Source organism: Pauljensenia sp. 27098_8_83 (genome assembly GCF_041432695.1).
GTDB lineage: Bacteria > Actinomycetota > Actinomycetes > Actinomycetales > Actinomycetaceae > Pauljensenia.
This window is the reverse complement of sequence record NZ_JAPWAD010000012.1, coordinates 37,330-57,724: the sequence shown is the minus strand read 5'-3', so window position 1 is coordinate 57,724 and position 20,395 is coordinate 37,330. Positions and strand designations below refer to the sequence as shown.

20 protein-coding genes are annotated in these 20,395 nt (G+C 66.4%); 3 read left to right on the top strand and 17 right to left on the bottom strand.

The annotated features are described in order from the left end of the window. Positions 1 to 34: 34 nt before the first annotated feature. From gdhA to O3656_RS05925, 9 genes are all read right to left on the bottom strand, one after another. Positions 35 to 1,396 (bottom strand): NADP-specific glutamate dehydrogenase, encoded by a 1,362-nt coding sequence (gdhA, locus tag O3656_RS05965; RefSeq protein WP_500063074.1) that lies wholly within the window; start codon positions 1,394 to 1,396, stop codon positions 35 to 37. A gap of 72 nt (positions 1,397 to 1,468) precedes the next feature. After that, on the bottom strand, positions 1,469 to 1,909 hold the full coding sequence (locus O3656_RS05960; RefSeq protein WP_500063073.1) for a hypothetical protein: 441 nt from the start codon (positions 1,907 to 1,909) through the stop codon (positions 1,469 to 1,471). Continuing rightward, positions 1,902 to 2,300: a 1-hydroxy-2-methyl-2-(E)-butenyl 4-diphosphate synthase gene (locus O3656_RS05955; protein ID WP_500063072.1), complete on the bottom strand. Its 399-nt coding sequence runs from the start codon at positions 2,298 to 2,300 to the stop codon at positions 1,902 to 1,904. Before O3656_RS05955 ends, O3656_RS05960 begins: the two co-directional genes overlap by 8 nt. Then, positions 2,297 to 2,698 (bottom strand): ABC transporter, encoded by a 402-nt coding sequence (locus O3656_RS05950; RefSeq protein ID WP_500063071.1) that lies wholly within the window; start codon positions 2,696 to 2,698, stop codon positions 2,297 to 2,299. The genes O3656_RS05955 and O3656_RS05950 overlap by 4 nt, the downstream gene beginning before the upstream one ends. Further along, the gene (locus O3656_RS05945; protein WP_500063070.1) at positions 2,670 to 2,840 is read right to left on the bottom strand and encodes a hypothetical protein; all 171 of its coding nucleotides are present in this window, start codon (positions 2,838 to 2,840) and stop codon (positions 2,670 to 2,672) included. Before O3656_RS05945 ends, O3656_RS05950 begins: the two co-directional genes overlap by 29 nt. 16 nt (positions 2,841 to 2,856) lie before the next feature. After that, complete coding sequence (locus O3656_RS05940; protein ID WP_500063069.1) at positions 2,857 to 3,132, bottom strand: type II secretion system F family protein; 276 nt, start codon at positions 3,130 to 3,132, stop codon at positions 2,857 to 2,859. Positions 3,133 to 3,164: 32 nt separating this feature from the next. Further along, positions 3,165 to 3,752 carry a hypothetical protein gene (locus O3656_RS05935; protein WP_500063068.1) on the bottom strand — a complete coding sequence of 196 codons (588 nt, stop codon included), beginning with the start codon at positions 3,750 to 3,752 and terminating at the stop codon, positions 3,165 to 3,167. Further along, positions 3,749 to 4,570 (bottom strand): type II secretion system F family protein, encoded by an 822-nt coding sequence (locus tag O3656_RS05930; RefSeq protein ID WP_500063067.1) that lies wholly within the window; start codon positions 4,568 to 4,570, stop codon positions 3,749 to 3,751. Before O3656_RS05930 ends, O3656_RS05935 begins: the two co-directional genes overlap by 4 nt. A gap of 41 nt (positions 4,571 to 4,611) precedes the next feature. Beyond that, positions 4,612 to 5,826, bottom strand: a complete 1,215-nt coding sequence (locus O3656_RS05925; RefSeq protein ID WP_500063066.1) for a TadA family conjugal transfer-associated ATPase — start codon at positions 5,824 to 5,826, stop codon at positions 4,612 to 4,614. Between the two features lie 144 nt (positions 5,827 to 5,970). On the opposite strand from O3656_RS05925, the gene O3656_RS05920 reads away from it, so the two are divergent. Further along, positions 5,971 to 7,152: a phosphotransferase gene (locus tag O3656_RS05920; protein ID WP_500063065.1), complete on the top strand. Its 1,182-nt coding sequence runs from the start codon at positions 5,971 to 5,973 to the stop codon at positions 7,150 to 7,152. A 117-nt stretch (positions 7,153 to 7,269) separates the two neighbouring features. Here the strand turns inward: O3656_RS05920 and O3656_RS05915 are convergent, their stop codons facing one another. From O3656_RS05915 to rfbA, 3 genes are read right to left on the bottom strand one after another with little or no spacing between them, the layout of a single operon-like run. Beyond that, a complete protein-coding gene (locus O3656_RS05915) occupies positions 7,270 to 7,662 on the bottom strand; it encodes a DUF2304 domain-containing protein (RefSeq protein ID WP_500063064.1) in 393 nt (130 codons plus the stop codon). Then, a complete protein-coding gene (locus O3656_RS05910) occupies positions 7,659 to 8,414 on the bottom strand; it encodes a glycosyltransferase family 2 protein (protein WP_500063063.1) in 756 nt (251 codons plus the stop codon). Before O3656_RS05910 ends, O3656_RS05915 begins: the two co-directional genes overlap by 4 nt. Beyond that, the gene (rfbA, locus tag O3656_RS05905; protein ID WP_500063062.1) at positions 8,415 to 9,287 is read right to left on the bottom strand and encodes a glucose-1-phosphate thymidylyltransferase RfbA; all 873 of its coding nucleotides are present in this window, start codon (positions 9,285 to 9,287) and stop codon (positions 8,415 to 8,417) included. A 195-nt stretch (positions 9,288 to 9,482) separates the two neighbouring features. On the opposite strand from rfbA, the gene O3656_RS05900 reads away from it, so the two are divergent. Next, the gene (locus tag O3656_RS05900) at positions 9,483 to 10,910 is read left to right on the top strand and encodes a sugar nucleotide-binding protein (RefSeq protein WP_500063061.1); all 1,428 of its coding nucleotides are present in this window, start codon (positions 9,483 to 9,485) and stop codon (positions 10,908 to 10,910) included. Between the two features lie 389 nt (positions 10,911 to 11,299). Here O3656_RS05900 and O3656_RS05895 read toward each other — a convergent pair whose 3' ends face one another. The 4 genes from O3656_RS05895 to O3656_RS05880 form a co-directional block, all read right to left on the bottom strand. Then, the gene (locus tag O3656_RS05895) at positions 11,300 to 12,043 is read right to left on the bottom strand and encodes a hypothetical protein (protein ID WP_500063060.1); all 744 of its coding nucleotides are present in this window, start codon (positions 12,041 to 12,043) and stop codon (positions 11,300 to 11,302) included. Positions 12,044 to 12,813: 770 nt separating this feature from the next. Next, on the bottom strand, positions 12,814 to 14,877 hold the full coding sequence (locus O3656_RS05890; RefSeq protein ID WP_500063059.1) for an N-acetylmuramoyl-L-alanine amidase: 2,064 nt from the start codon (positions 14,875 to 14,877) through the stop codon (positions 12,814 to 12,816). 201 nt (positions 14,878 to 15,078) lie between these two features. Continuing rightward, entirely contained in the window at positions 15,079 to 16,278 is a 1,200-nt protein-coding gene (locus O3656_RS05885) for a glycosyltransferase (protein ID WP_500063058.1), read from the bottom strand. Continuing rightward, complete coding sequence (locus O3656_RS05880; protein ID WP_500063057.1) at positions 16,272 to 17,576, bottom strand: nucleotide sugar dehydrogenase; 1,305 nt, start codon at positions 17,574 to 17,576, stop codon at positions 16,272 to 16,274. The genes O3656_RS05885 and O3656_RS05880 overlap by 7 nt, the downstream gene beginning before the upstream one ends. Positions 17,577 to 17,621: 45 nt before the next feature. Between O3656_RS05880 and O3656_RS05875 the strand changes: the two genes are divergently transcribed. Continuing rightward, complete coding sequence (locus O3656_RS05875) at positions 17,622 to 18,767, top strand: glycosyltransferase (RefSeq protein ID WP_500063056.1); 1,146 nt, start codon at positions 17,622 to 17,624, stop codon at positions 18,765 to 18,767. 259 nt (positions 18,768 to 19,026) lie between these two features. Here the strand turns inward: O3656_RS05875 and O3656_RS05870 are convergent, their stop codons facing one another. Then, the gene (locus tag O3656_RS05870) at positions 19,027 to 20,310 is read right to left on the bottom strand and encodes an oligosaccharide flippase family protein (RefSeq protein ID WP_500063055.1); all 1,284 of its coding nucleotides are present in this window, start codon (positions 20,308 to 20,310) and stop codon (positions 19,027 to 19,029) included. Positions 20,311 to 20,395 lie beyond the last annotated feature (85 nt).

Genomic DNA, 20,395 nt, shown 5'->3' with positions numbered 1-20,395 from the left:
CCGAAGAGACGCCGGGGCATCGACAGGAAGCGGATCAGATGAGACCCATCGCGACCATCGCGTCGGCAACCTTGCGGAAGCCCGCCAGGTTCGCGCCGGCCACGTAGTCACCGGCCACGCCGTACTCCTCGGCGGTGGCGACGGTGTTCGCGTGGATGTCGACCATGATCTGGTGGAGCTTGGCGTCGGTCTCCTCGAAGGGCCACTGGGTGCGGCCCGAGTTCTGCTGCATCTCGAGGCCGGAGGTGGCCACGCCGCCCGCGTTGGAGGCCTTGCCGGGGGCGTAGGCGACGCCCGCGGCCTGCAGGGCCTCGATCGCCTCGGGGGTGGTGGGCATGTTCGCACCCTCGGCCACCAGCTGGACGCCGTTCTTGATGAGGCTCTGAACGCCGGACAGGGGCAGCTCGTTCTGGGTCGCGCAGGGCAGCGCAACGTCACAGGGGACGTCCCAGATGGAGCCGTCGGCCACGAAGACGGCGCCGGGGCGCTCGGCTGCGTAGTCGGAGACGCGTCCACGACGCACCTCCTTGACGTCCTTGAGCAGGGCGACGTCGATGCCGGCCTCGTCCACGACGTAGCCGGAGGAGTCGGAGACGGCGACGACGGTCGCGCCCAGCTGCTGGGCCTTCTCGGTCGCGTAGATCGCGACGTTACCCGAACCGGAGACGACGACGCGCTTGCCGTCGAAGCTGGTGCCCTTCGCGGCGAGCATCTCGGCGGCGAAGTAGACCAGGCCGTAACCGGTGGCCTCGGTACGCGCAAACGAACCGCCCCAGGTCAGGCCCTTGCCGGTCAGGACGCCCGCGTCGAAGCGGTTCTTCAGGCGCTTGTACTGTCCGAACATGTAGCCGATCTCGCGGCCGCCCACGCCGATGTCACCGGCGGGCACGTCGGTGTCGGGGCCGATGTGGCGGGAGAGCTCAGTCATGAAGGACTGGCAGAAGCGCATAACCTCGGCGTCGGACTTGCCCTTGGGGTCGAAGTCCGCGCCACCCTTGCCGCCACCCATGGGCAGGCCGGTCAGGGCGTTCTTGAAGATCTGCTCGAAGCCGAGGAACTTGATGATCGACAGGTTCACGGAGGGATGGAAGCGCAGGCCGCCCTTGTAGGGGCCGAGCGCGGAGTTGAACTGGACGCGGAAGCCGCGGTTGACGTGGATGTTGCCCAAATCGTCGGCCCACGGGACGCGGAACTGGAGCTGGCGCTCGGGCTCGACGATGCGGTCGATGATGGCCAGGTCGGCGTACTCGGGGTGACGCTCAGCCAGCGGGGCGATGGTCAGGAGGACCTCGTAGACGGCCTGGTGGAACTCGGCCTGGGCGGGATCACGGCGCTGGACGGATTCGAAAACGGAGGCCAGCGCGGGGGAAAGACGAGATGTATCAAAGCTGCTCATGGCTTAAAGTTTACGTTTCGTTTACCCTCACTTCTGGAGTCATCCCACAATGTGACCGTTGCGGACGCCACTTTAGTGCGGCCCGCGAACCTGCCGAAGGCGCGCACTTGAGGTACGCATCAGCTCGGGAACCGCCACTGCGCGCAGAACTGGAGGTACCAACGACACGGTCGGCCGCGCACTCACTGCGACCTCCACCTCGGTATCGCTGATGCTGACCCCACTCACAGTCACGCCATCGCCCACCTTGCACGTGGTATCCGATAGCGCCGCCAGGCCCTCCTCGACCCGAGAACGCACCCCGGCCTCGTCAACTTCGAGCGCGTCCCCTTCCACGAAGAACGCACCAGTCGAGGCGTTACCACCCCCGACGCTCGCCAGGGCATCGGCACACGACACAAGCCTGCGATCCTGCATCGCGACCTCGGTCAGAGCGAGGGAGACGAAGAGAAACAGACAGACGAATGCGCAACCCGCACCCATCAGAACGCCGACGCGCCCCTGATCACCCATGGGCAACCACCTCCCGGATGGGAACGCGCGCACTCGAGGAGACACCCACGCCGGCGCTTCCCAGCCATGCAGGCATATACGGCAGGGGGACACGCACGGACACACGCACGTCGACGACGCCCCCATCCCCCTCGCACCCGACACAATTCGGGACCACGTCCGCCTGAGCATCGATCCCAAAGTCCTCAACGATGAGCGCAACGGCATGGGATGCGTCGGCTTCGCGAGCGGGATCCTCGGCGAGAATCCGCGCGGCTTCGCGCGCCCCCGCATCCACCGCCATCGCACCGGCACTCACCTGCCCAACCGCGAGAACAATGTAGAGGACTGGGATGACGAGGACCACCAGGATGCCCAGGAATTCCACGCTGGCGTCCCCGCGCTCACTCACGGCCCCTCCACCAGGGCACGGCCATGAACGGTGAGCCAACGCGGCCCAAAGCCACCGACGAGCGGCAGGCGCGTGCGCACCGTCACCACGAGAACGTCAACTCCCCCATCATCCTCGCGTGCGACGTCGATGTCGCGGTCCTCGGCGGACCCCACGAGAGAATCGAGAAGTTCCCCCGTGCGCACCCGCGCCTCGTCCTCGTCGCCGCCGAGGAGACCACCGCGGCGCGCGCCCTCGGACGCAGCGCTCACACTCATCGTGCGCACGTGCGAGGCAAAGGCGATCTGGGCGAGCAGGAGTATCACCAGGACGACGAGTCCCTGGACGAGGACCGTGGAGACGACCTCGGAACCTCGCTCGGGGTGCGCGTCAGATGCCTGAAATCGAGTCCATCGCACGGTTAAAGATCTCCACCAGACGCTCCGAGGCGACGCCCCAGATAAGAACGACGAGGGCAGCCGTCATCAGCGTGATGAGCACCCATCCGGGCACATCACCGCGCTCCCCGAGGGGAGCTTTCCTTAGGAATAGTTTCTTCATGACTGTTTTCCTTCCTTCACGGTGTGAAATCCAGGGCGATGAGCCCCGGGTAGAGGGCGAACATGACGGTGACGGGCAAGATAAGAAAGACGACGGGTAGCAGCATCGCGATCTCGCGGCGTCCACCCTCCTCCATGAGGGCGGCGAGGGATCGTTCGCGTTGATCACGCGCCTGATCATGCAGGACCGAGGCCAAGGGTGAGCCGCGCTCGATCGCGGTCGTGAGCGTTCGGCTCAGGCGCGTGAGAGCGGGCGACTCGGTGCGTTCAACGAGGTCGGAAAGGGCACGCACGGAAGGCGTGCCGTTGCGGATGTGTCCAGCCGTCAGGGACAGCTCCGCCCCTGCGGCCCACCCGCGCACCCCGCAACCCGCTCGATCGCGGCAGGAATCGATTCCCCCGCCGCGACCGCGAGCGCAAGCAGCTCCGCGCAGTCGGGAACGGCGACGTCGATCGCGCGCTGCCTGGCGTGGGCCCGCACTGTGAGGTAACGATCCATACCGGCAACCCCCAGCAGCGTGCCGACGAGAGCGCACGCGCACAGGGGGATGATTGAGGCGCGCAGCGAGGAGGCGGGGCGCACCGTGAGGGCGAGGCAGGCGAGGATGAGGCCGGCGATCCCGGCGAGCGCCTGGCGTAGCCGAAAGACGGAGACCTCCGGCGTCATGCCCGCCAGGGCGAGACGGCGTGCGACTGACTGCGTGGTCGACCCGAGGGATTCGAGGGCAGCTGCACTGAGGCGCCGCGCCCACGCACTCACCGGTGACGGGGCCTCCTCGCTGACGCGGCCCTGCGCGACTCGGGCCGCGAAAGTGGGACGGCGCGCGAACCAGGCCGCCGCGAGCAGCGCGAGGCCTCCCACGAGCAGTGCGCTGACTGCCACGTCGAGGATGCGGAAAGTCCAGGGGCTCACGATCCACCTCCCAGGTTGCGCGGATCGGTGCTGAGCCGACTCATTGCCTTCATCGCCAGGTAGGCGATGACGCAGATTCCGGCACCCGCGCACAGGACAGCGATACCGCCTGGGGAGTTCCAGACGCTCGCGCTGGCCCCTCCGCCCGACAGGAGCAGGAGGACGACCCACGGAGCGGCGATCCCGAGACGAGCCGCCCCAACCGTCCAGGACTGTCGGGCCTCGAGTTCACCACGCACGCGCGCATCCTCACGCAAGAGAGCGGCCAGGTCCTGCAGGAGGCGCGTCAGATCAGCACCACCGACGGACCGTGCAATACGCAGCGCCTCGATAATGCGATCGGCGACGGGGTCGGCGACTTCTGCTTTCATCCGATCGAGTGCGGGAGCGAAACGCCCGTTAGCACTGTAGTCACGGGAGAAAGCCTCGAAGGCGAAGCGGACGGGGACGGGGCCCTCCTCGGCGAGATCGCACAGCACCTGGGGCAACGAAGTGCCCGCACGCACGCCGGACACCATCGCATCGATGACCTCCGGCCATGCGGCACGAACGGTTTGAGCGTGTGCGCGCACCCGAGAGACGACCCACGCATACGGCAGGAAAGACACGCCGAGCGACACGATGAGGGCCACCGGCCATGCGCCGGTGACAGCGAGGACAACCATCGCGACGACCGCCCCGATCACACCGCTCAGCATGACGAGGCGCCCTGCCGTCAGCCCCGGAACACGCGCACGCGCGACGTCCTCACGCACGCGCTTCCACGGCCCCCACGGCCTCCACGCCGGCGCGGGAACGAACCACGGGGAGAGGGCCATCACAAGCCCTATCCCGAATACGAGTCCACACACGATGGCGATCACGCCGTCCCCCACTCCAGCAGGGAGGCCAAGTCGAACCCGGCTGCGGCGAAGCGATCGTGCAGATCCAGTCCGCCGCTGCCTCGTTCGCAGCGGATCCCGTCGTACGTAAAGAGCGACGCAGTTTCAATCCGATTGCCTTCAACGCGCCCGGGAACCGCGAGAATCTCGGCGATGTGGCGGTGCCCATCGGCTCCTCGTTCGACGTGACACACGAGGTCAATCGACGAGGCCAGGGTGGGCGTGACGAACCCCGTCGTGACGTTTTCTCCCGCGAGGAGAGGCAGGATCGAGAGCTTGTCGAGGGCCTCACGCGCCGAATTGGCGTGCACGGTCGCCATACCCGGAACACCGGCGTTCAGGGCGACGAGGAGATCGAGCGCCTCAGGGCCTCGCACCTCGCCGACGATCAGATATTCGGGGCGCATACGCAGAGACTCGCGCACGAGGTCACGCAGGGTGATCTCCCCCGTACCCTCCGCACCCGCCGGACGCGTCTGCATCGCGACATGGTCCCAGTTAGCCAGACCCAGCTCGAAGACCTCCTCGCAAGAGATGACGCGGCGCGAACGCGGAAGCTCCCCCGCCAGGGCGCGCAGAAGCGTCGTCTTGCCCGCCTGAGTCCCTCCCGAGACGAGCACGGACAGACCGCAGCTGACGGCGGCCGAGAGGAAGTCGCGCATCGGGGCAGCGACCATCTCCACCGCGACCAGATCCTCCAGGGTGCGCGCCCGCTGGATATGTTTGCGGATGTTCACGCTCCACGACGAGCCCGTCACCGGCGGGATGACGACGTGGAGGCGCTCCCCGCCCTCGAGCATCGCGTCCACGAAGGGGCTCGATAGGTCGAGTCTGCGTCCCGAGTGGTGCAGCATCCTCTCCACGAGGGCCCGCACATCCTCGTCCGTGAGGATGAGGCTGGTCAACTCAGCCACACCGCCACGCGCGACAAACACGCGCGAGGCGGCGTTAATCCATATTTCCTCCACCGACGGATCGTCCATGAGCGCCTGGAGCGGCCCGAGGCCGCAGATGTCGTCCATGAGGTCTGCCTCGATCTGCGCGCGCGCAGCGGGCAACAGGTCGGGTGCATGCCGATCGATGGCACGCTCGATGAGCGCGCGCACCGCCGCAGGATCGCGAGCCGCGTCAATGCCGCCCGCAGCCAATCCCTCTCGGACACGCACCGCGAGAGAACGCGTCATGGCTTCCATCGCTGCGCCTCCTTGTTACAGACCAAGCCAATGTGTCGAAAGTAACAGAGTTTTTCGAAAAGGAGCAAACCCACACCCACCCAATCTCCCCCGACTCCGCGCGGGGAAGCACTCGCGCGCCCCCGCACGCGATACGTTAAGGCAATGACCTCCCCGAAGAGCCCCCTCGAACTGGCAGCCCTGGCCACCGCCGCCGTCCCCGGTATGCGCGTCACCGCCCTGCGCCCGCCCTCCTACAGCGACGAGCTCTCTACCGTGACCGGCATCGAAGACGCCGCAGGCAACCGCTGGATCGTCACCTGCCCCCACGAGGAGGTCTCCGGCCCCGCCCTCGAAGCGACCTCCGGAATCCTCGACCGCCTCGGGCAGGCACACGACCACGACTACATCCCCTTCGACGTGCCCCGACTGGCCGGGCAAGCCAAGCTTGCACATGGCGGAAGCGTCTACGTCCACCGCGATCCGGGCGGCGCCGCCCCCACCGACGAGGACCTCGACACGGACCCGCTCCTGCCCGCCTCTCTCGGACGCGCCCTCGCAGCTCTCCACAACCTCCCCGAGACCGTGTTTTCCGCGATCGGACTGCCCACCTACACGGCCATCGAATGCCGCGACCGCAACCTCGCACTCCTCGACGAGGCCGCCCGCGAGGTCACCATTCCCGCCGCCCTGTGGAGCCGCTGGGAAGCCGCCCTCGAAGACGTCTCCCTCTGGCGATTTCCCGCCGCCCCCGTCCACGGCGACATCCAAGAACACTGCCTGTCCATCAAACGCGGTTCACTCCTGGCCATCAGCGGCTGGACCAGCGCGCACGTGGGCGACCCCGCACTCGACATCGCGTGGATCCAGGCCAGCGCCTCCGACGCTTTCCTCGAACGCTTCCGCGAAACCTACGGCCACGAGCGCCGCGCTACCGACCTGCACGTCTTTACACGCGCACAGCTCATGAGCGAGATCGCCCTCGTCCGCTGGCTCGTCCACGGCCTCCACGCCGAAGACTCCTCCGTCATCGAAGAGGCACGCGCCATGCTCGACGACCTCGCCAAAGACCTCGACGGCGAGCCCCTCCTCCCCTCGCACGCATCCGCGATGGGGGCCCGCATCTCCCTAACCCCCGTCGAATCCCCCTCCGCCTCGCCGATCGAAGCCTCGAAACCTACGCCGAGCGCGGCGGACGATGCCGACGAGGACACCTCCGGCGAACCCACCGTCCCCGTCTCGCGCCCAGCCTCCGCACTCAGGCGCAAGCTCGCACAAGGCGAAGTCGACCCCGCAGCCCCCACCGAACGCCTCAGCCTCGGCCCCGACGGCACGCTTTTGCACTAACCGCGCCGCGCCGCCCGCGGACCACCCGCCCAGGGGCGCTCCCACGCAACAAACCGGGGCCCGCCAGGTTTCCACCTGACGGCCCCGGCCTCGTTGATTGCCTTGAAGGCGAGCGCCTCAGTGGGAGCGATCATCCCCCTGCCGCGATGCCTCGAGAGCATCGACACGGCGCTGCAGATCCTCCACCTGGAGGCGCAGGATCGCGGCCTCCTCCGTGAGGCGGCGACGATCCTCATCCGAACGCGACAAGTCCACCGAAAAACGCAGCGACAGCAGCAGCAACACCACGCCGGCTACAAAGTAGCCCAAATTCAGCGGAACTACGACGCCCAGCTGCATCGCCGTCCACTTCAGGATCTGCGGGAAAATGGAAAGCAGCGCCGTGAAGAAGGCGATGCAATACCACCACAGACCGTAGCGCTCCTTCAGGCCCGAGTTACGCATCTTGACGAACACCATCACGAGAATGATGATCGCGAACACCAGTCCAAGCACATAGGTGGGTGTCATGCGTTATCTCCCTGTGCCGGCGCGACCTTCTCGCCGGGGCGCGACAGAGAGACCGCGAGGGCCATCGTCGCGCGCACCAGGAAGAGCGCCGATTTGATCGGATTGTGGGAGGGCTCCCCACCGGCCCGAGGATGCATCTGCACGCCAACCTCGCGCACGACCAAGTGTGAGCGCGCCGCAATCACGAGCGCCCCAATCGTGTCACCCAGGTACTCGGCAGGATAGTTATGCGCGAACAGCGACAGAGCCCGGGGACCGTAGAGCTTAAACCCGCTGGTCGTATCGCTCAGGTGGGTCTTGCACACGCGCGAGAGGATCAACGAGAAGAGGTTCATCGCCCACTTACGAGGACCCCGCGCACGATAGTCGCCCTTACCCGCGAAACGGGAACCGATCACGACGTCCGCATGCTCGCGCGAAGCCGCCTCGACGAGCGTGTCGATCTCGCGCGGATCATGCTGTCCGTCCGCGTCGAGCTGGCACGCGTACTCGTACCCCATGCGCTGGGCGTACTGGAAACCGGCGCGCATGGCGCCACCGACACCCAGGTTGAGGGGCAGGTCAAGGACGGCGACGCCCGCAGCGCGCGCAATATCGGCAGTCGCATCCGTCGACCCGTCGGAGACCACGAGAATATCCGCGAAGGAAGGCTTCTCAACCTTCACCATTTCGAGGACATCACCGAGTACCTCCTCCTCGTTCCACGCGGGAATAACGATGAGCAGGCGGGATCGAGCACTGGGACGGCTCACTCAGCAGCCCTCGCGCTCAAGCAGCTCGAGCAGGTAGGCACCGTAACCGGACTTGACCAGAGGTTCGGCACGCTGGCGCAGACCCTCGTCGTCAATGAAGCCCATACGCCACGCGACCTCTTCGGGGGCGCCGATCTTCATGCCCTGGCGGGCCTCGACCGTACGCACGAACGCAGTGGCGTCGGCGAGGGAATCGAATGTGCCCGTGTCGAGCCACGCGGTGCCGCGCGGCAGGACCTCGACCTTGAGCTTCCCGGCTTCGAGGTAGGAGCGGTTCACGTCGGTAATCTCGTACTCGCCACGCGCACTCGGCTTGAGGTTACGGGCGATCTCGACCACGTCGTTGTCGTAGAAGTACAGGCCGGGCACCGCGTAGTTCGACTTGGGGTTCTCAGGCTTCTCCTCGATGGACAGAGCGTTGAACTCCTCGTCGAATTCCACGACGCCGTACGCACGCGGGTTGGACACGTGGTAGGCGAAAACTGCGCCTCCGTCCGGGTCGACGTGGCGGCGCAGCTGCGCGCCCATGCCGGGGCCGTAGAAGATGTTGTCGCCCAGGACCAGGGCGGCGCTGTCATTACCCACGTGATCGGCACCGAGCACGAAAGCCTGCGCGAGGCCGTTGGGCTCGTGCTGGACCGCGTAGGAGATGTTGACGCCGAGCTGGCTACCGTCACCGAGAAGGCGGTGGAAGGACGGCGCGTCGTGAGGCGTCGTGATGACAAGGACGTCAGAAATTCCCGCCAGCATCAGGGTCGACAGCGGGTAGTAGATCATCGGCTTGTCGTAGACGGGGACGAGCTGCTTCGATGTCCCCAGCGTAATCGGGTTGAGACGGGTGCCCGAGCCGCCCGCCAGGATGATGCCTTTCATGTTGCCTCCGCTTCCCGGCGCGTCCTCGTGTGGGTCGCGCGTCGTTGACAATTATCCCTATCAACGAGTATTTTTCCACAACTTTATCCCTGTGCGCGCCCATGGGGCGGCGCACACCGCCACGAGGGTACAGATCGGATAGTATTTACACGGAATGTTGCGTCCGCACAGAAACCTCGCACGTAAGGAAGAACCATGGCGCCCACCACTAAGCCCCTGGGGATTACGACCACGCCGATCCCCGGCTTTTTGCGCATTGACCTGACTGTTCACGGCGATAATCGAGGCTGGTTCAAGGAGAACTGGCAGCGCGAAAAGATGGTCGCGCTGGGTCTGCCGGATTTCGGCCCCGTGCAGAACAACATCTCATTCAACGACGAGGTCGGGGTGACCCGAGGCATTCACGCTGAGCCGTGGGACAAGTTCGTCTCCGTCGCAACGGGCCGCGTTTTCGGCGCATGGGTGGACCTGCGCGAAGGCCCCTCGTTCGGCACGGTCTACACGACGATCATCGATCCGGGTGTCGCCGTCTTCGTGCCTAAGGGCGTGGGTAACTCCTACCAGACCCTGGAGCCGAACACGGCGTACACGTACCTGGTGAACGATCACTGGTCGCCGGACGCGCGCTACACCTTCCTGAACCTCGCTGACGAGACGGCTGCCGTGGATTGGCCGATCCCGCTCGAGCGCGCCATTCTGTCGGACAAGGACAAGGCCCACCCGCGCATGGCGGACGTGACCCCCTTCCCGGCTCCTGCCCCGGTGGGTCGCCGCGCCCTCGTGACGGGCGCGAACGGACAGCTGGGCCGCGAGCTCATGCGCGCCCTACCCGAGGCGGGTTTCACGGTTACGGGTGTGGACTTGCCCGAGGTGTCGATTTCCGACGCCGAGCAGGTGGCCGCGCTGCCGTGGGACGACATTGACGTGGTCATCAACGCTGCTGCGTGGACGAACGTGGACGGCGCTGAGACGCCGGAGGGACGCCGTGCAACCTGGCAGGCGAACTCGACCGGCCCAGCAGTCCTCGCGCGCGAGGCGACGGCTCACGGCGTGACGATGGTTCACATTTCGACGGAGTACGTTTTCGACGGCACGCAGGACGCGCACCTTGAGGACGAGGCCCCCTCTCCCCTGGGCGCGTATGGCCAGTCGAAGGCGGGCGGCGACGCCGCTGTGGCCTCGACCCCCAAGCACTACATCGTGCGCACCTCCTGGGTTGTGGGCGACGGTAAGAACTTCCTGAAGACCATGGTGTCCCTAGCGGATCAGGGCACGTCCCCCTCGGTCGTGTCCGATCAGGTGGGTCGCCTGACCTTCACGTCCGACCTGGCGCGCGGCATCATTCACCTGCTGACCACCGGCGCCGAGTTTGGCACTTACAACCTGTCGGGTGAGGGCCCGGTCATGAGCTGGGCGCAGGTCGCCAAGCGCGTGTTCGAGCTGTGCGGCCGCGATCCGGAAGACGTCACGCCCGTGACCACGGAAGAGTACTTCGCTGGTCGCGAGGTGGCACCGCGCCCCCTGTCCTCCGTCCTGGATCTGACGAAGATCAAGGCCACTGGCTTCACCCCCGAGGATTCCTCGCAGCACATCGACTCCTACGTCGCTTCCCTGCGCGGCTAATCTCCAGACGTACGAGGCCCCGGGCGCTTTCCAGAAGCGCCCGGGGCCGTTGCTATGTCCGCGTTCACTGCGTGCGCGTGGGGCTACGGGGACTGCCCGCGTAGCCGGGGCTGCCCGCACATGCCCTAGGGGCGACGGTTGCGAATGAGGGGCGGCGTATCCGAATAGGATACGAATATCCGGATAGGTTACGAACATCCGGATAGGTTACGAACATCCGGATAGCTTAATAACCTATCCAGAAGCGCATAACCTATCCGGATGCGTACAACCTATCCGCGCATGAGCCATCGGCGAGTGAATCGCTGAGAACACACACCCTTCACGATGGCACAACACCGATCAATGATGAGCGGTGCCCTTTGCAGCCATCTCGTCACGAGGGTCAGCTAGGAGATATCCGGGGAATAGACCCCTCGTGGCTGGAGAGTCCCCACATAGCGCTTGCCCTTGAAATCATCGACATTATCGTTCTCGGGGTGAGGAACAGGAATCCGGATGCAAGTACTATCCGGATCGGCGAGTTCCCATTCAAGGTTGGGATCCACTTCCCAGGACCCGAGGATGACATGAGCCTTTGTTAGCACAGCGACCAGCTTCCTAATCTTGGGACGCTTGTCAGGGGCGACGTTCCAATACTGTGCTGCACGTTCGATAAACACCTCGCCGGTGTTGCCGCCAAACGCAGAGACGCGCCCTTCGAGAGAGTCCGCAGAGATCGGCACGATGATCGTCCCCCTCATGTCACTCTGAGCGACCTCACCGTCACGCATGAAAATGGCCGGCCCCAGGTGTTTGCTCGTCTTCGTCCCCGAAATGTTCGTGACCGACTTGTCGCGCTTCTCGAACAGCTCGTCCTCATCCTTAGCGGCATAGATCGGGTCCAGCCCCATGAGAGAGGCGACGTGGATGGCGATGGCCTCGGCCTTGAGTGCATCCTCACGGCTCGAAAACGGCTTGACAGTCTGGCGAATGAGCGTCCCCTCCGTGTCGCGAAGACGCTCGGCGTCAGGATTGTGTGATTCAAATACGCGCCCCATACTCTGGCCGATCCCGATGTAGATGCTCCTGCGCCCCTCCTCGTCGCTGCGAGGAGCACCTTCATAGATGTACAACCACGTTTTTTCAGCCATCACCCTTCTCCAAACCGATAGACACAAACTACCTGTCTTGCTTCATCATAGATGCGTTTTGCCCGGAATACTGGCTGAACAAGGCTCTGCAACGTCATTTGACAGGAGCAATTCCACCACAGCCTTTCACCCCCGCAGCTCTCAGACCCCAAAACACCGATTGGGCAGACAGGACGTAGAGACCGGCGATCACCCCGATACCACGAGCCGCGCCCAATACCGAGGCGACGGCCAGAAAGGTCGGCGCCAGCCGTATATGATCACGCCACTACCAACCACAGGACCCGCGCAGTTCCGGGTAGGTGACGAGCACGCGGATAGGTTACGACGATACGGATAGGTTAGAAGCACGCGGATAGGTTAATAACCTATCCGCATCTGAATAACCTATCCGCATGCGCACAACCTATCCGGATGCACACGATCGAGGGTAGCTGTGGACGCTCAAGCACCGGAGCGTAGCATCACCACCGCGCCACACAGGACCACCGCGCCACACAGGACCACCGCGCCACACAGGACCACCGCGCCACACAGGACCGCATGGGCTCCCCACCAATTCCGCATGCAATTCCCCGACACCTCTTTCAACCTTTGAAATCGCAACATTGGTATTCCAACGTTTTCTCGATACTGCAAAACAGACCTGATGGGAATTGCATGCGAAATGGGAGGCGGCATCAAGCGCGAGGGGTCTTGCACATACACCAACGAGGCCGGGGCCAGCCGCACTCACACGCGCAGCTGGCCCCGGCCTCGTCAAACAGCCCTCAGAAGTACGCCTTCATCATGGAGACCAGGTCGTAGCCGTAGTTCTTGGCCGCGGCCCAACCGGTGTGGTTCGGGTTCTCCTGGATGCCCAGGTACTCGACGACGGGGGCAGCACCCTTGCGCACGTAGGTGAAGCGCGGGTCGACGACCGCGTTCGCGAGCGACGCCGTGGTCACCGAGGAGTCGGCATAAGCACGCAGGTGCTGAACCTGGGCGCGGATGCCGGTGCGCACGTCCTGGAACGAGGCCCCCGTCGCGCCGCCGCCGACGGCGCCGATACCGGAGAAGTTGTACTGACTGACGCTCACGTCGCCGCCGAAGCGCAGCCAGCCCGTCTCCTTCATGGCCTGCACGAAGACCAGTTCGGGGGACACACCCTCAGCCACGGCCTCGTCGTAGACGATGGACGCGAAATCACGGATCGTCGGCGCACCGCCGGCGGCCAGCGCACTCGGATAGCTGTAGCCCGCCTGGTCCCAGGCGTCTTCCATCGCGTCGATGACCTCGGAGCGCGAGGCGGTGGGTGCACTCATGATGAGGCGCTGACCCGCAGCGTTCGTCACGGAGGCGCTGCGATCGGCCGAACGAGAGGCCGCAGGAGCACCGCTGCCATCCGCGTAGCCCAGCCACGCGCCGGAGGACGCAAAGTTGGATGCGCGGCCTTCAACCGTGACCGTGCCGGTCGCCATGGCGCCCGAGTTCGGGTCCAGCCAGTACCAGGTGTTGCCATCGAGCAGCCAGCCCGTCATCATCGCGCCGGAGGACTGCATGTAGTACCAGGTGCCACCAACCTTGACCCAGCCGGTCACCATGGCACCGTCCCCGTCCAGGTAGTACCACGTGCCGCCGTCGAGGAGCCAGCCGGTAACCATCTGACCGTTGGGCCGCATGTAGTACCAGCGGTTATCATCCTCAGTCAGCTGCCAGCCGGTGAGCATGCGCGCGTCGTCTTCGAAGAGATACCAGGCACCGCCGACATTGGCCCAACCGATAGCTGCCGCGCCGTTGGAACGCAGCCAGTACCAGTTGTTACCGTCCTTGAGCCAACCGGTGGCCATGACACCGTCGGAGCCGAGGAAGTACCACGAGCCGCCGTCCTTCACCCAGCCCGTCGCCATGTCACCGTCGGGACGCAGGTAGTACCACTTGCCGTCTTCCAGCTTCCACCCCGTCACCATGGCGGTGGAGTCGTCGAAGAAGTAGCGACGTCCGTTGATCGTGGACCAGCCGCGGATCGTCCGCTTGTCGGCACCAGCCCAGTACCAGCGGCCGCCGGTGGAGAACCAGCCGGTCTTGGCGGTGCCGTTGGAGATGAAGCTCCAGGAATCGCCCACGGCACGCCAGGCACCCTTGCTCAGGCCGTACGCCTGGGCGATGCCGGTGGCATCGGCGATGCCGAGTGAGCGCACGAAGTTCGCGTCGTGCAGGAGTACGGCGTCGGACGCGGAGGTCACGAAGGCGTGCTCGACGATGATGCCGGTCATGTTCTCTTCGCGAGACTGACGGATGATCGCGTAGTAGTCGCCGGTGGAGCCGTCCGGGTAGTCGTAGTAGGGGTTGTCGCGCGTCTTGATGCCGCGGTCAGCCAGCCCGAGGCCGGTGAGCTGCTTCTGGATGGCGTTGGACAGGGCGCGTCCCTGCGTGTGGGTGCCGTAGTTGTACGAGGAGGAGTTCGGGTACCAGATCTCGGCGCCATTCGCGATGGGCGAGCCCGAGTTGAAGTGGATGGAGACGAGGGCGTCCGCATCCGCCGCGGCTGCCATGTCGACGCGGCTCGACAGGTCGGCGCTGGTGTTTTCCGAGGGACGAGTGTCCGTCGTGCGGGTCATGACGACGCGCACGCCGTCGTAGCTTTCCAGTTCTTCCTTCAGGGCCAGGGAGACCGCGAGGGTCAGGTCCTTTTCACGCAGGCCGTTCGCGACCGCACCGGGGTCTGAGCCACCGTGACCGGGGTCGATGGCGATCGTGATGCCAGCTGCGTGCGCCGGTGGCACCAAGGCCGATACGGCGGCACCGAGGGCCAGGGCGAGCCCGGCGACGATGGTCCTCCACGAGGAGCGCATAGTAATCCTTCGAGTTGCTGATGTGACAGTCGTGATTGTAGGTACTTATGGTGTAACTGTAAACATGAGAATAGTTACATGCACAAACTAATATGAACTACAACGATTGCTTTCCCGCATGTGAGACGAGGCCGGGGCACCCCAGAGAACGCCGCGCGGCAACGCTGCGACGTCAGCCACAGAGAAGAGAAACGGCCAGTCCTACGCGAGCACCGAACGCACCACCGCGGCTGCTGCGCGCGACGAGGCAAAGACCGACCGATGCTCGCGGACCCAGGCGCGCGCGCCACCGCATCCGACCCACGAGGCAGTCCCCGACGCGAGGGCAACCATGGCCTCGGCAATCTCGTCGGCGTCGAGGGAGCACGCTACTCCCAACCCGCCTTCGGCGACGTCTCGAGCCGCCTGCCCGGGCCCCGCATAGATGACGGGGGTTCCCTGCGCGAGAGAGGCGAGGATCTTCGTGGGGTAGGCGTAGTCGTATCCGCCCGGGCGCAGCGAGGCAAGCGTGGCGGTGGCTCGCGCCATCCACCGGTCGGCCTCGTCGGCACTGACCGCAGGAATAAGGTCGACGCCAGTCACGCCCCGCGAACGTTCCGCGAGGGCATCCCATCCACTCCCCTGCCCCACGAACACCAGGCGCGCATCCCCGAGCCGCCCGCGCGCACGTTCGAAGGCATCGACAAAGACCTCGGGGGCCAGCCACTGGGCGACCGTGCCCGCGTAGACGAAAACGGGACCTGAGCCGGCGGGGAAGCCGTCGGGCACCCCGGTGGCCACGTCCTGGGGCACGCGCACCCCGTTGGGGACGACGGTGACATCGCGGGCACCCAGCTCACGGGCGCGACTCGCAACCCCGTCGGAGACGGCGATGACGCGGCGCGCACCCCGCAGCGCGAAGGATTCCAGGCCAGCGACCGTGCGCACGACCAGGCCGGGAACCCCCGCGAGCGCGGCCGCGTCCGAGACGATGTCGGCGCAGTAGTACACGTAGGGAACGCGGCGGAGCGCACATGCAAGGCGCACGGCAACGCCGGTCGTGGGCGGGGGCTCACAGACGACAACATCCGGGCGGGGACCGACGAGGAGCCGGGCGAGGAGGGGCAGGTCGAAGGACATGTAGGAGACGTATCCTCGCACCGCGCCCGTGCGATCGCGCAGAACGGGGGCACGGTGCACCTCGACGAGGCCGGGGCGCTCCCCTGCGTCACCGCCGGCGTTCTCGGAGGCTCGTGTTTCCTCGGCTTTCCGGGCGTCGCGGGCGACGGAGGGCGCCAGGCGCGAGGTGAGGACCCGGACCGTATCGCCGCCCGCCGCGAGCGCGCGGGCCAGTGCCCCGAGACGCAGCGCGGCGGCCGTCGGCTCGGGTGTAAAGGTGCGGGTCGCGAGGGTGACTAGCATGTGGGGTTTGTTCCCCCGCCGATGGTGATGCGCGGGGTACCGCTCCAGGCCTCGGGCGAGGTGATGGCGCGGCCGTCGACGAGGAGGCGCACGCCCGGGAGGTTCGCGGGGGTCAGGTCCCGGTAGGCAGCATGGTCAGCCTGAATGATGGCGACGTCCACGGCCTCGCCGAGGTGGTAGGCCCCCCAGCCGAAGGCTGCCAGCTCCTCATCGGAATACAGCGGATCGTGAACGCTGACCTGCGCCCCAGCCTCGCGCAACGCGCCGACGACGCCGAAGACGCCGGAGAACGCGGTTTCCTTGACCCCGCCGCGGTAGGCGGCACCCAGGACGGCGACGCGCAGGCCCGACAGGGATCCCAGCAGGGCGGCGGCGCGCGCGACCGCGTAGGCGGGCATGGCGGCGTTGGCTGCGCGGGCGGCAGACACGACGGTCGCCTCGGGGTCCCCGGCCAGGTACAGGCGCGGGTAGACGGGGATGCAGTGACCGCCGACAGCGATGCCGGGCCGGTGGATGTGTGAGTAGGGCTGAGAGTTGCACGCCTGGATCACGCGCGCGACATCGATGCCGACAGCGTCCGCATAGCGCGCGAACTGATTGGCCAGGCCGATGTTGACGTCCCGGTACGTGGTCTCGGCGAGCTTGGCCATCTCGGCGGCCTCGGCGCTACCCATGGGCCACACGCCGTTGGGTCGCGGCAGGTCGTCGCGCTCGTCGAAGGACAGGACAGCCTCGTAAAAGCGGACGCCGCGCGCCTCACCGGCCTCGCTCAGGCCCCCCACGAGCTTCGGGTAGCGCGCCAGGTCAGCGAACACGCGACCGGTGAGGACGCGCTCGGGCGAGAATACGACGTCGAAGTCGCGGCCCTCAACCAGACCGGACACCTCCTCGATGAGGGGCTTGTAGCGTCCGCGGGTCGTGCCCACAGGCAGGGTCGTCTCGTAAGAGACGAGGGTGCCGGGCGTCAGGTGCTCAGCCATGGAGCGGGTGGCGGCGTCCATGATCGTAAAGTCGGGGCGACTCTCGTCATCGACGACGAGGGGCACGACCATGACGACCGCGTCGGCGCCGGGGATCGCCTCGGCGTACTCGGTGGTGGCACGCAGGGCACCGGAGGAAGCAAGCGGGGGCAGGTACTCGGCCAGGTGCGCCTCGCCCGGGAAGGGTTCTTCTCCCCCGTTGATCAGGGCGACCACGCGGGGGTTCACGTCCACGCCGACGACGGTATGCCCGCCGCGCGCGTAGTACACCGCCAGCGGCAGACCGATCTTGCCCATGCCGACGACCGCGATGCGCATGGGGTCCCCTTTCCGTCTCCGGCCTCGTTGTTCCCCTCCAGTGTAGTGCCCCGCCCCACCTACAATGGGGGCGTGGATCGCGCGCTCAACCTTCTGCTCTACCCGTCGAACCTGGCCTCGCCCGGCCGGCTGGTGAAGATCGCGCGTTCACTGTCCCCGCTTTTCTCGCGCACCCACGTCGTCGGCATCGACCAGGGCGGGCTCCCCACGGACGAGGCCGTGGCCCCCACCGTGCACCTCACGAGGATTCGGGGTGCGTCCCTGGGTGCGCCCCTGGGTGGTCCGAGGGTCGTCGTGGCGTGGGGCGCTCGGGTGTATCGGCGGTTCGCGAGGCAGCGCGTCGCAGCCGTCTCCGCGCAGAACCTGTTCCTGCTGCCCCTCGCGCACGCGTTGGCGCGGCGCACGGGTGCGGTGTTTGCGTACAACGCGCACGAGTTGGAGACGGAGACGGTGGGGTCGGCGGGGCTGCGCCAGCGCCTCCAGCGCGCCATCGAGCGCCACTACATCCTCCGCGCGGACGTGGTGTCCGTGGTCAATGAGTCGATCGCTCAGTGGTACCGCGAGGCCTACCCAGGCGTCGAACCCGTGGTGGTGACGAACGCTCCGACGGGCGCGGACGGGGTCATTGACCTGCGCGCGCAGCTGGGGATCCCGGAGGGCGCGCTCCTGTACCTGCATTCGGGTTACCTGGCGCCTGGGCGCAATATTCCCTTGATTCTGCGGGCGTTTGAGCAGGTGAAGAGCGCGCACGTCGTCTTTGTTGGCGCGGGTGCCCTACTGCCCGAGGTTGAGCGTGCCGCAGCGGAACACGCGAACATCCACCGCCTGCCTCCCGTGGAGCCGGATCAGGTCCTGGCGATGACGCGCGGGGCTGACGTGGCGTTGTGCCTCATCGAGTCCGGGTGCCTGTCGCACCGTATGTCCACGCCCAACAAGATGATGGAGGCCTTCGCGGCAGGTGTGCCTGCGCTGTGTTCTCCCCTGTCCGAGGCCCGCCGTTACCTGGGCGATCAGGCCGACACGTGGGTGCTGGATGATCCGGGGCGCGACCTCGTGCGCGCGCTGGAGCGCATCACGCGGGCGGACATTGATGCCTTCACGTCCCCGGCGATCCCCACGTGGGAGGAGGGCGCGGCGCGCTTGCGGCAGGCCTACGAGCGGGCCCTCGCCGCGCGATCGACCCATCAATAGTTCCCCCACAATCTCGCATGCAATTTGGGTTCACTAACTTTTCTTAGCATTCCTAAAAATGGCGGAATATCAAGGTTTTTTACCTCACACAGAAATGGACCACATGGGAATTGCATGCGACTTTTGGGGAAGAAGAGGTGTGTCACGAGGCCGGTCGGGTGTGTCACGAGGCCGCTAGATCGCCTGTTTCGCAAGGGTTTCACGAGGCCGGGTGGGGGTTTTACGAGGCCGGGTGGGGGTTTCACGAGGCCGGGGGGTTTCACGCGGTCACTGGACGCGAGACGTCACCCCGGTCGTAGGCGCGTGCCGTCACGACAGCCATGACGAGCATCCCCACCAACAACACGGCCATCAGGGCCCCCAGCACGGTAACCGTGGTCTCGACGCTGTAGGGGCTACACGCGAGCCACGCCAAGGGCGCCGCGCAGTACACGCACGCGAAGGCCAGCATGCGCCGCTGGTGGTAGGTTGCGACGAACACGTTGGACAGCGGCGAGGTCGCTACCGTGAGCGCCAGCCAGGGGGCCAGGGATCGCGCGAAGTATCCGGCCGCCTCCCAGCGCGCCCCGAACACGAGGGGGAAGAGCACCGGGCTGACCCACGCGAGGAGGGCGAACACAGGGATCGAGCAAGCCAGGGCGATGCTGCCGACGCGCACCACCACGCGGGTCATCTGCCCAGCGGGCGTATCCGACAGGCGCGGCAGATACACCTGCGATAGCGCCCCCGCGATGAGGGCGACCGGGGCCTGCAGGGCCAGCCACGCCATGTTGAATTGTCCGAGCGAAGCCACGGAATACGTGGCAATCAGCAGAGGAATTGCGCTCGTGCGCACCGCATCGACGACGACGTTGGGCACGCCAACGAGCGCCATCTTCCGGTAGCGAGAGGCCACCTCGCGCAGGGTCGGATCCGCAGCCTCGCGCTCGCGGGCGTCGCGTGCGCGCCACGACAGGTAGGCGACGGCGAGCCCCTGGCCAGCGATCGTCGCCCCAATCGCCGCGCCCAGGCCTCCGTCAGCGACGAAGCCGCACGCCAGCTGCAGGGCCGCGATCCCGAGAGAGCGCACGACCGACGAGCTCGCGATCGCCTGGAAACGCCGGTGGCGGGTCAGCCAGTAGGAGCACACCTGCCCCTGCGCCAGGAACAGGACGGACACGCCGACGGCAAGCATCCACCCCGCGAGCGCACTTCCGTAGCGCGCGCTCACCCACGGCCATGCGGCGGCCGCAATCAGGGTGGCCAGCGCGGAGGCGACCAGCACGCAGCGCGAGGCCAGGCGGGCCAGGGACCGGGCCGAGGCCTCGTCCCCGGGGGCGGGCAGGACGATGCTGAGGTCGAAGCGGGCGCCCGCAACGGCGGCGCCGAGCGTGGCGGCGGACGTGAAGATGCCCAGGTACCCCAGGTCCGTGTCCGTGTAGAGGCGGGCGATGCCGATCTGGGCGACGAAGGCGATGACTTGGGCGAGGAGGGTGCCGCCGAGGAGGGTGAGCACCTGCGCGAGGACGCCCGAGCGGGCGGGGCGGGCAGGTGCATTCGTCATGGACTCATTTAATCACCTGGGGCGCGCGGCTTGCCCCTAGGATGGTGACATGCCCGCTCCCCGATCCGTGCCTGTCCTCGGGTGG

Bases quoted from the DNA above. Each gene is read 5' to 3' on its own strand.
- gdhA (WP_500063074.1), bottom strand. From the start codon at position 1,396: ATGAGCAGCTTTGATACATCTCGTCTTTCCCCCGCGCTGGCCTCCGTT.
- O3656_RS05960 (WP_500063073.1), bottom strand. From the start codon at position 1,909: ATGGGTGATCAGGGGCGCGTCGGCGTTCTGATGGGTGCGGGTTGCGCA.
- O3656_RS05945 (WP_500063070.1), bottom strand. From the start codon at position 2,840: ATGAAGAAACTATTCCTAAGGAAAGCTCCCCTCGGGGAGCGCGGTGAT.
- O3656_RS05930 (WP_500063067.1), bottom strand. From the start codon at position 4,570: ATGGCCCTCTCCCCGTGGTTCGTTCCCGCGCCGGCGTGGAGGCCGTGG.
- O3656_RS05925 (WP_500063066.1), bottom strand. From the start codon at position 5,826: ATGGAAGCCATGACGCGTTCTCTCGCGGTGCGTGTCCGAGAGGGATTG.
- O3656_RS05920 (WP_500063065.1), top strand. From the start codon at position 5,971: ATGACCTCCCCGAAGAGCCCCCTCGAACTGGCAGCCCTGGCCACCGCC.
- O3656_RS05915 (WP_500063064.1), bottom strand. From the start codon at position 7,662: ATGACACCCACCTATGTGCTTGGACTGGTGTTCGCGATCATCATTCTC.
- rfbA (WP_500063062.1), bottom strand. From the start codon at position 9,287: ATGAAAGGCATCATCCTGGCGGGCGGCTCGGGCACCCGTCTCAACCCG.
- O3656_RS05900 (WP_500063061.1), top strand. From the start codon at position 9,483: ATGGCGCCCACCACTAAGCCCCTGGGGATTACGACCACGCCGATCCCC.
- O3656_RS05895 (WP_500063060.1), bottom strand. From the start codon at position 12,043: ATGGCTGAAAAAACGTGGTTGTACATCTATGAAGGTGCTCCTCGCAGC.
- O3656_RS05890 (WP_500063059.1), bottom strand. From the start codon at position 14,877: ATGCGCTCCTCGTGGAGGACCATCGTCGCCGGGCTCGCCCTGGCCCTC.
- O3656_RS05885 (WP_500063058.1), bottom strand. From the start codon at position 16,278: ATGCTAGTCACCCTCGCGACCCGCACCTTTACACCCGAGCCGACGGCC.
- O3656_RS05880 (WP_500063057.1), bottom strand. From the start codon at position 17,576: ATGCGCATCGCGGTCGTCGGCATGGGCAAGATCGGTCTGCCGCTGGCG.
- O3656_RS05870 (WP_500063055.1), bottom strand. From the start codon at position 20,310: ATGACGAATGCACCTGCCCGCCCCGCCCGCTCGGGCGTCCTCGCGCAG.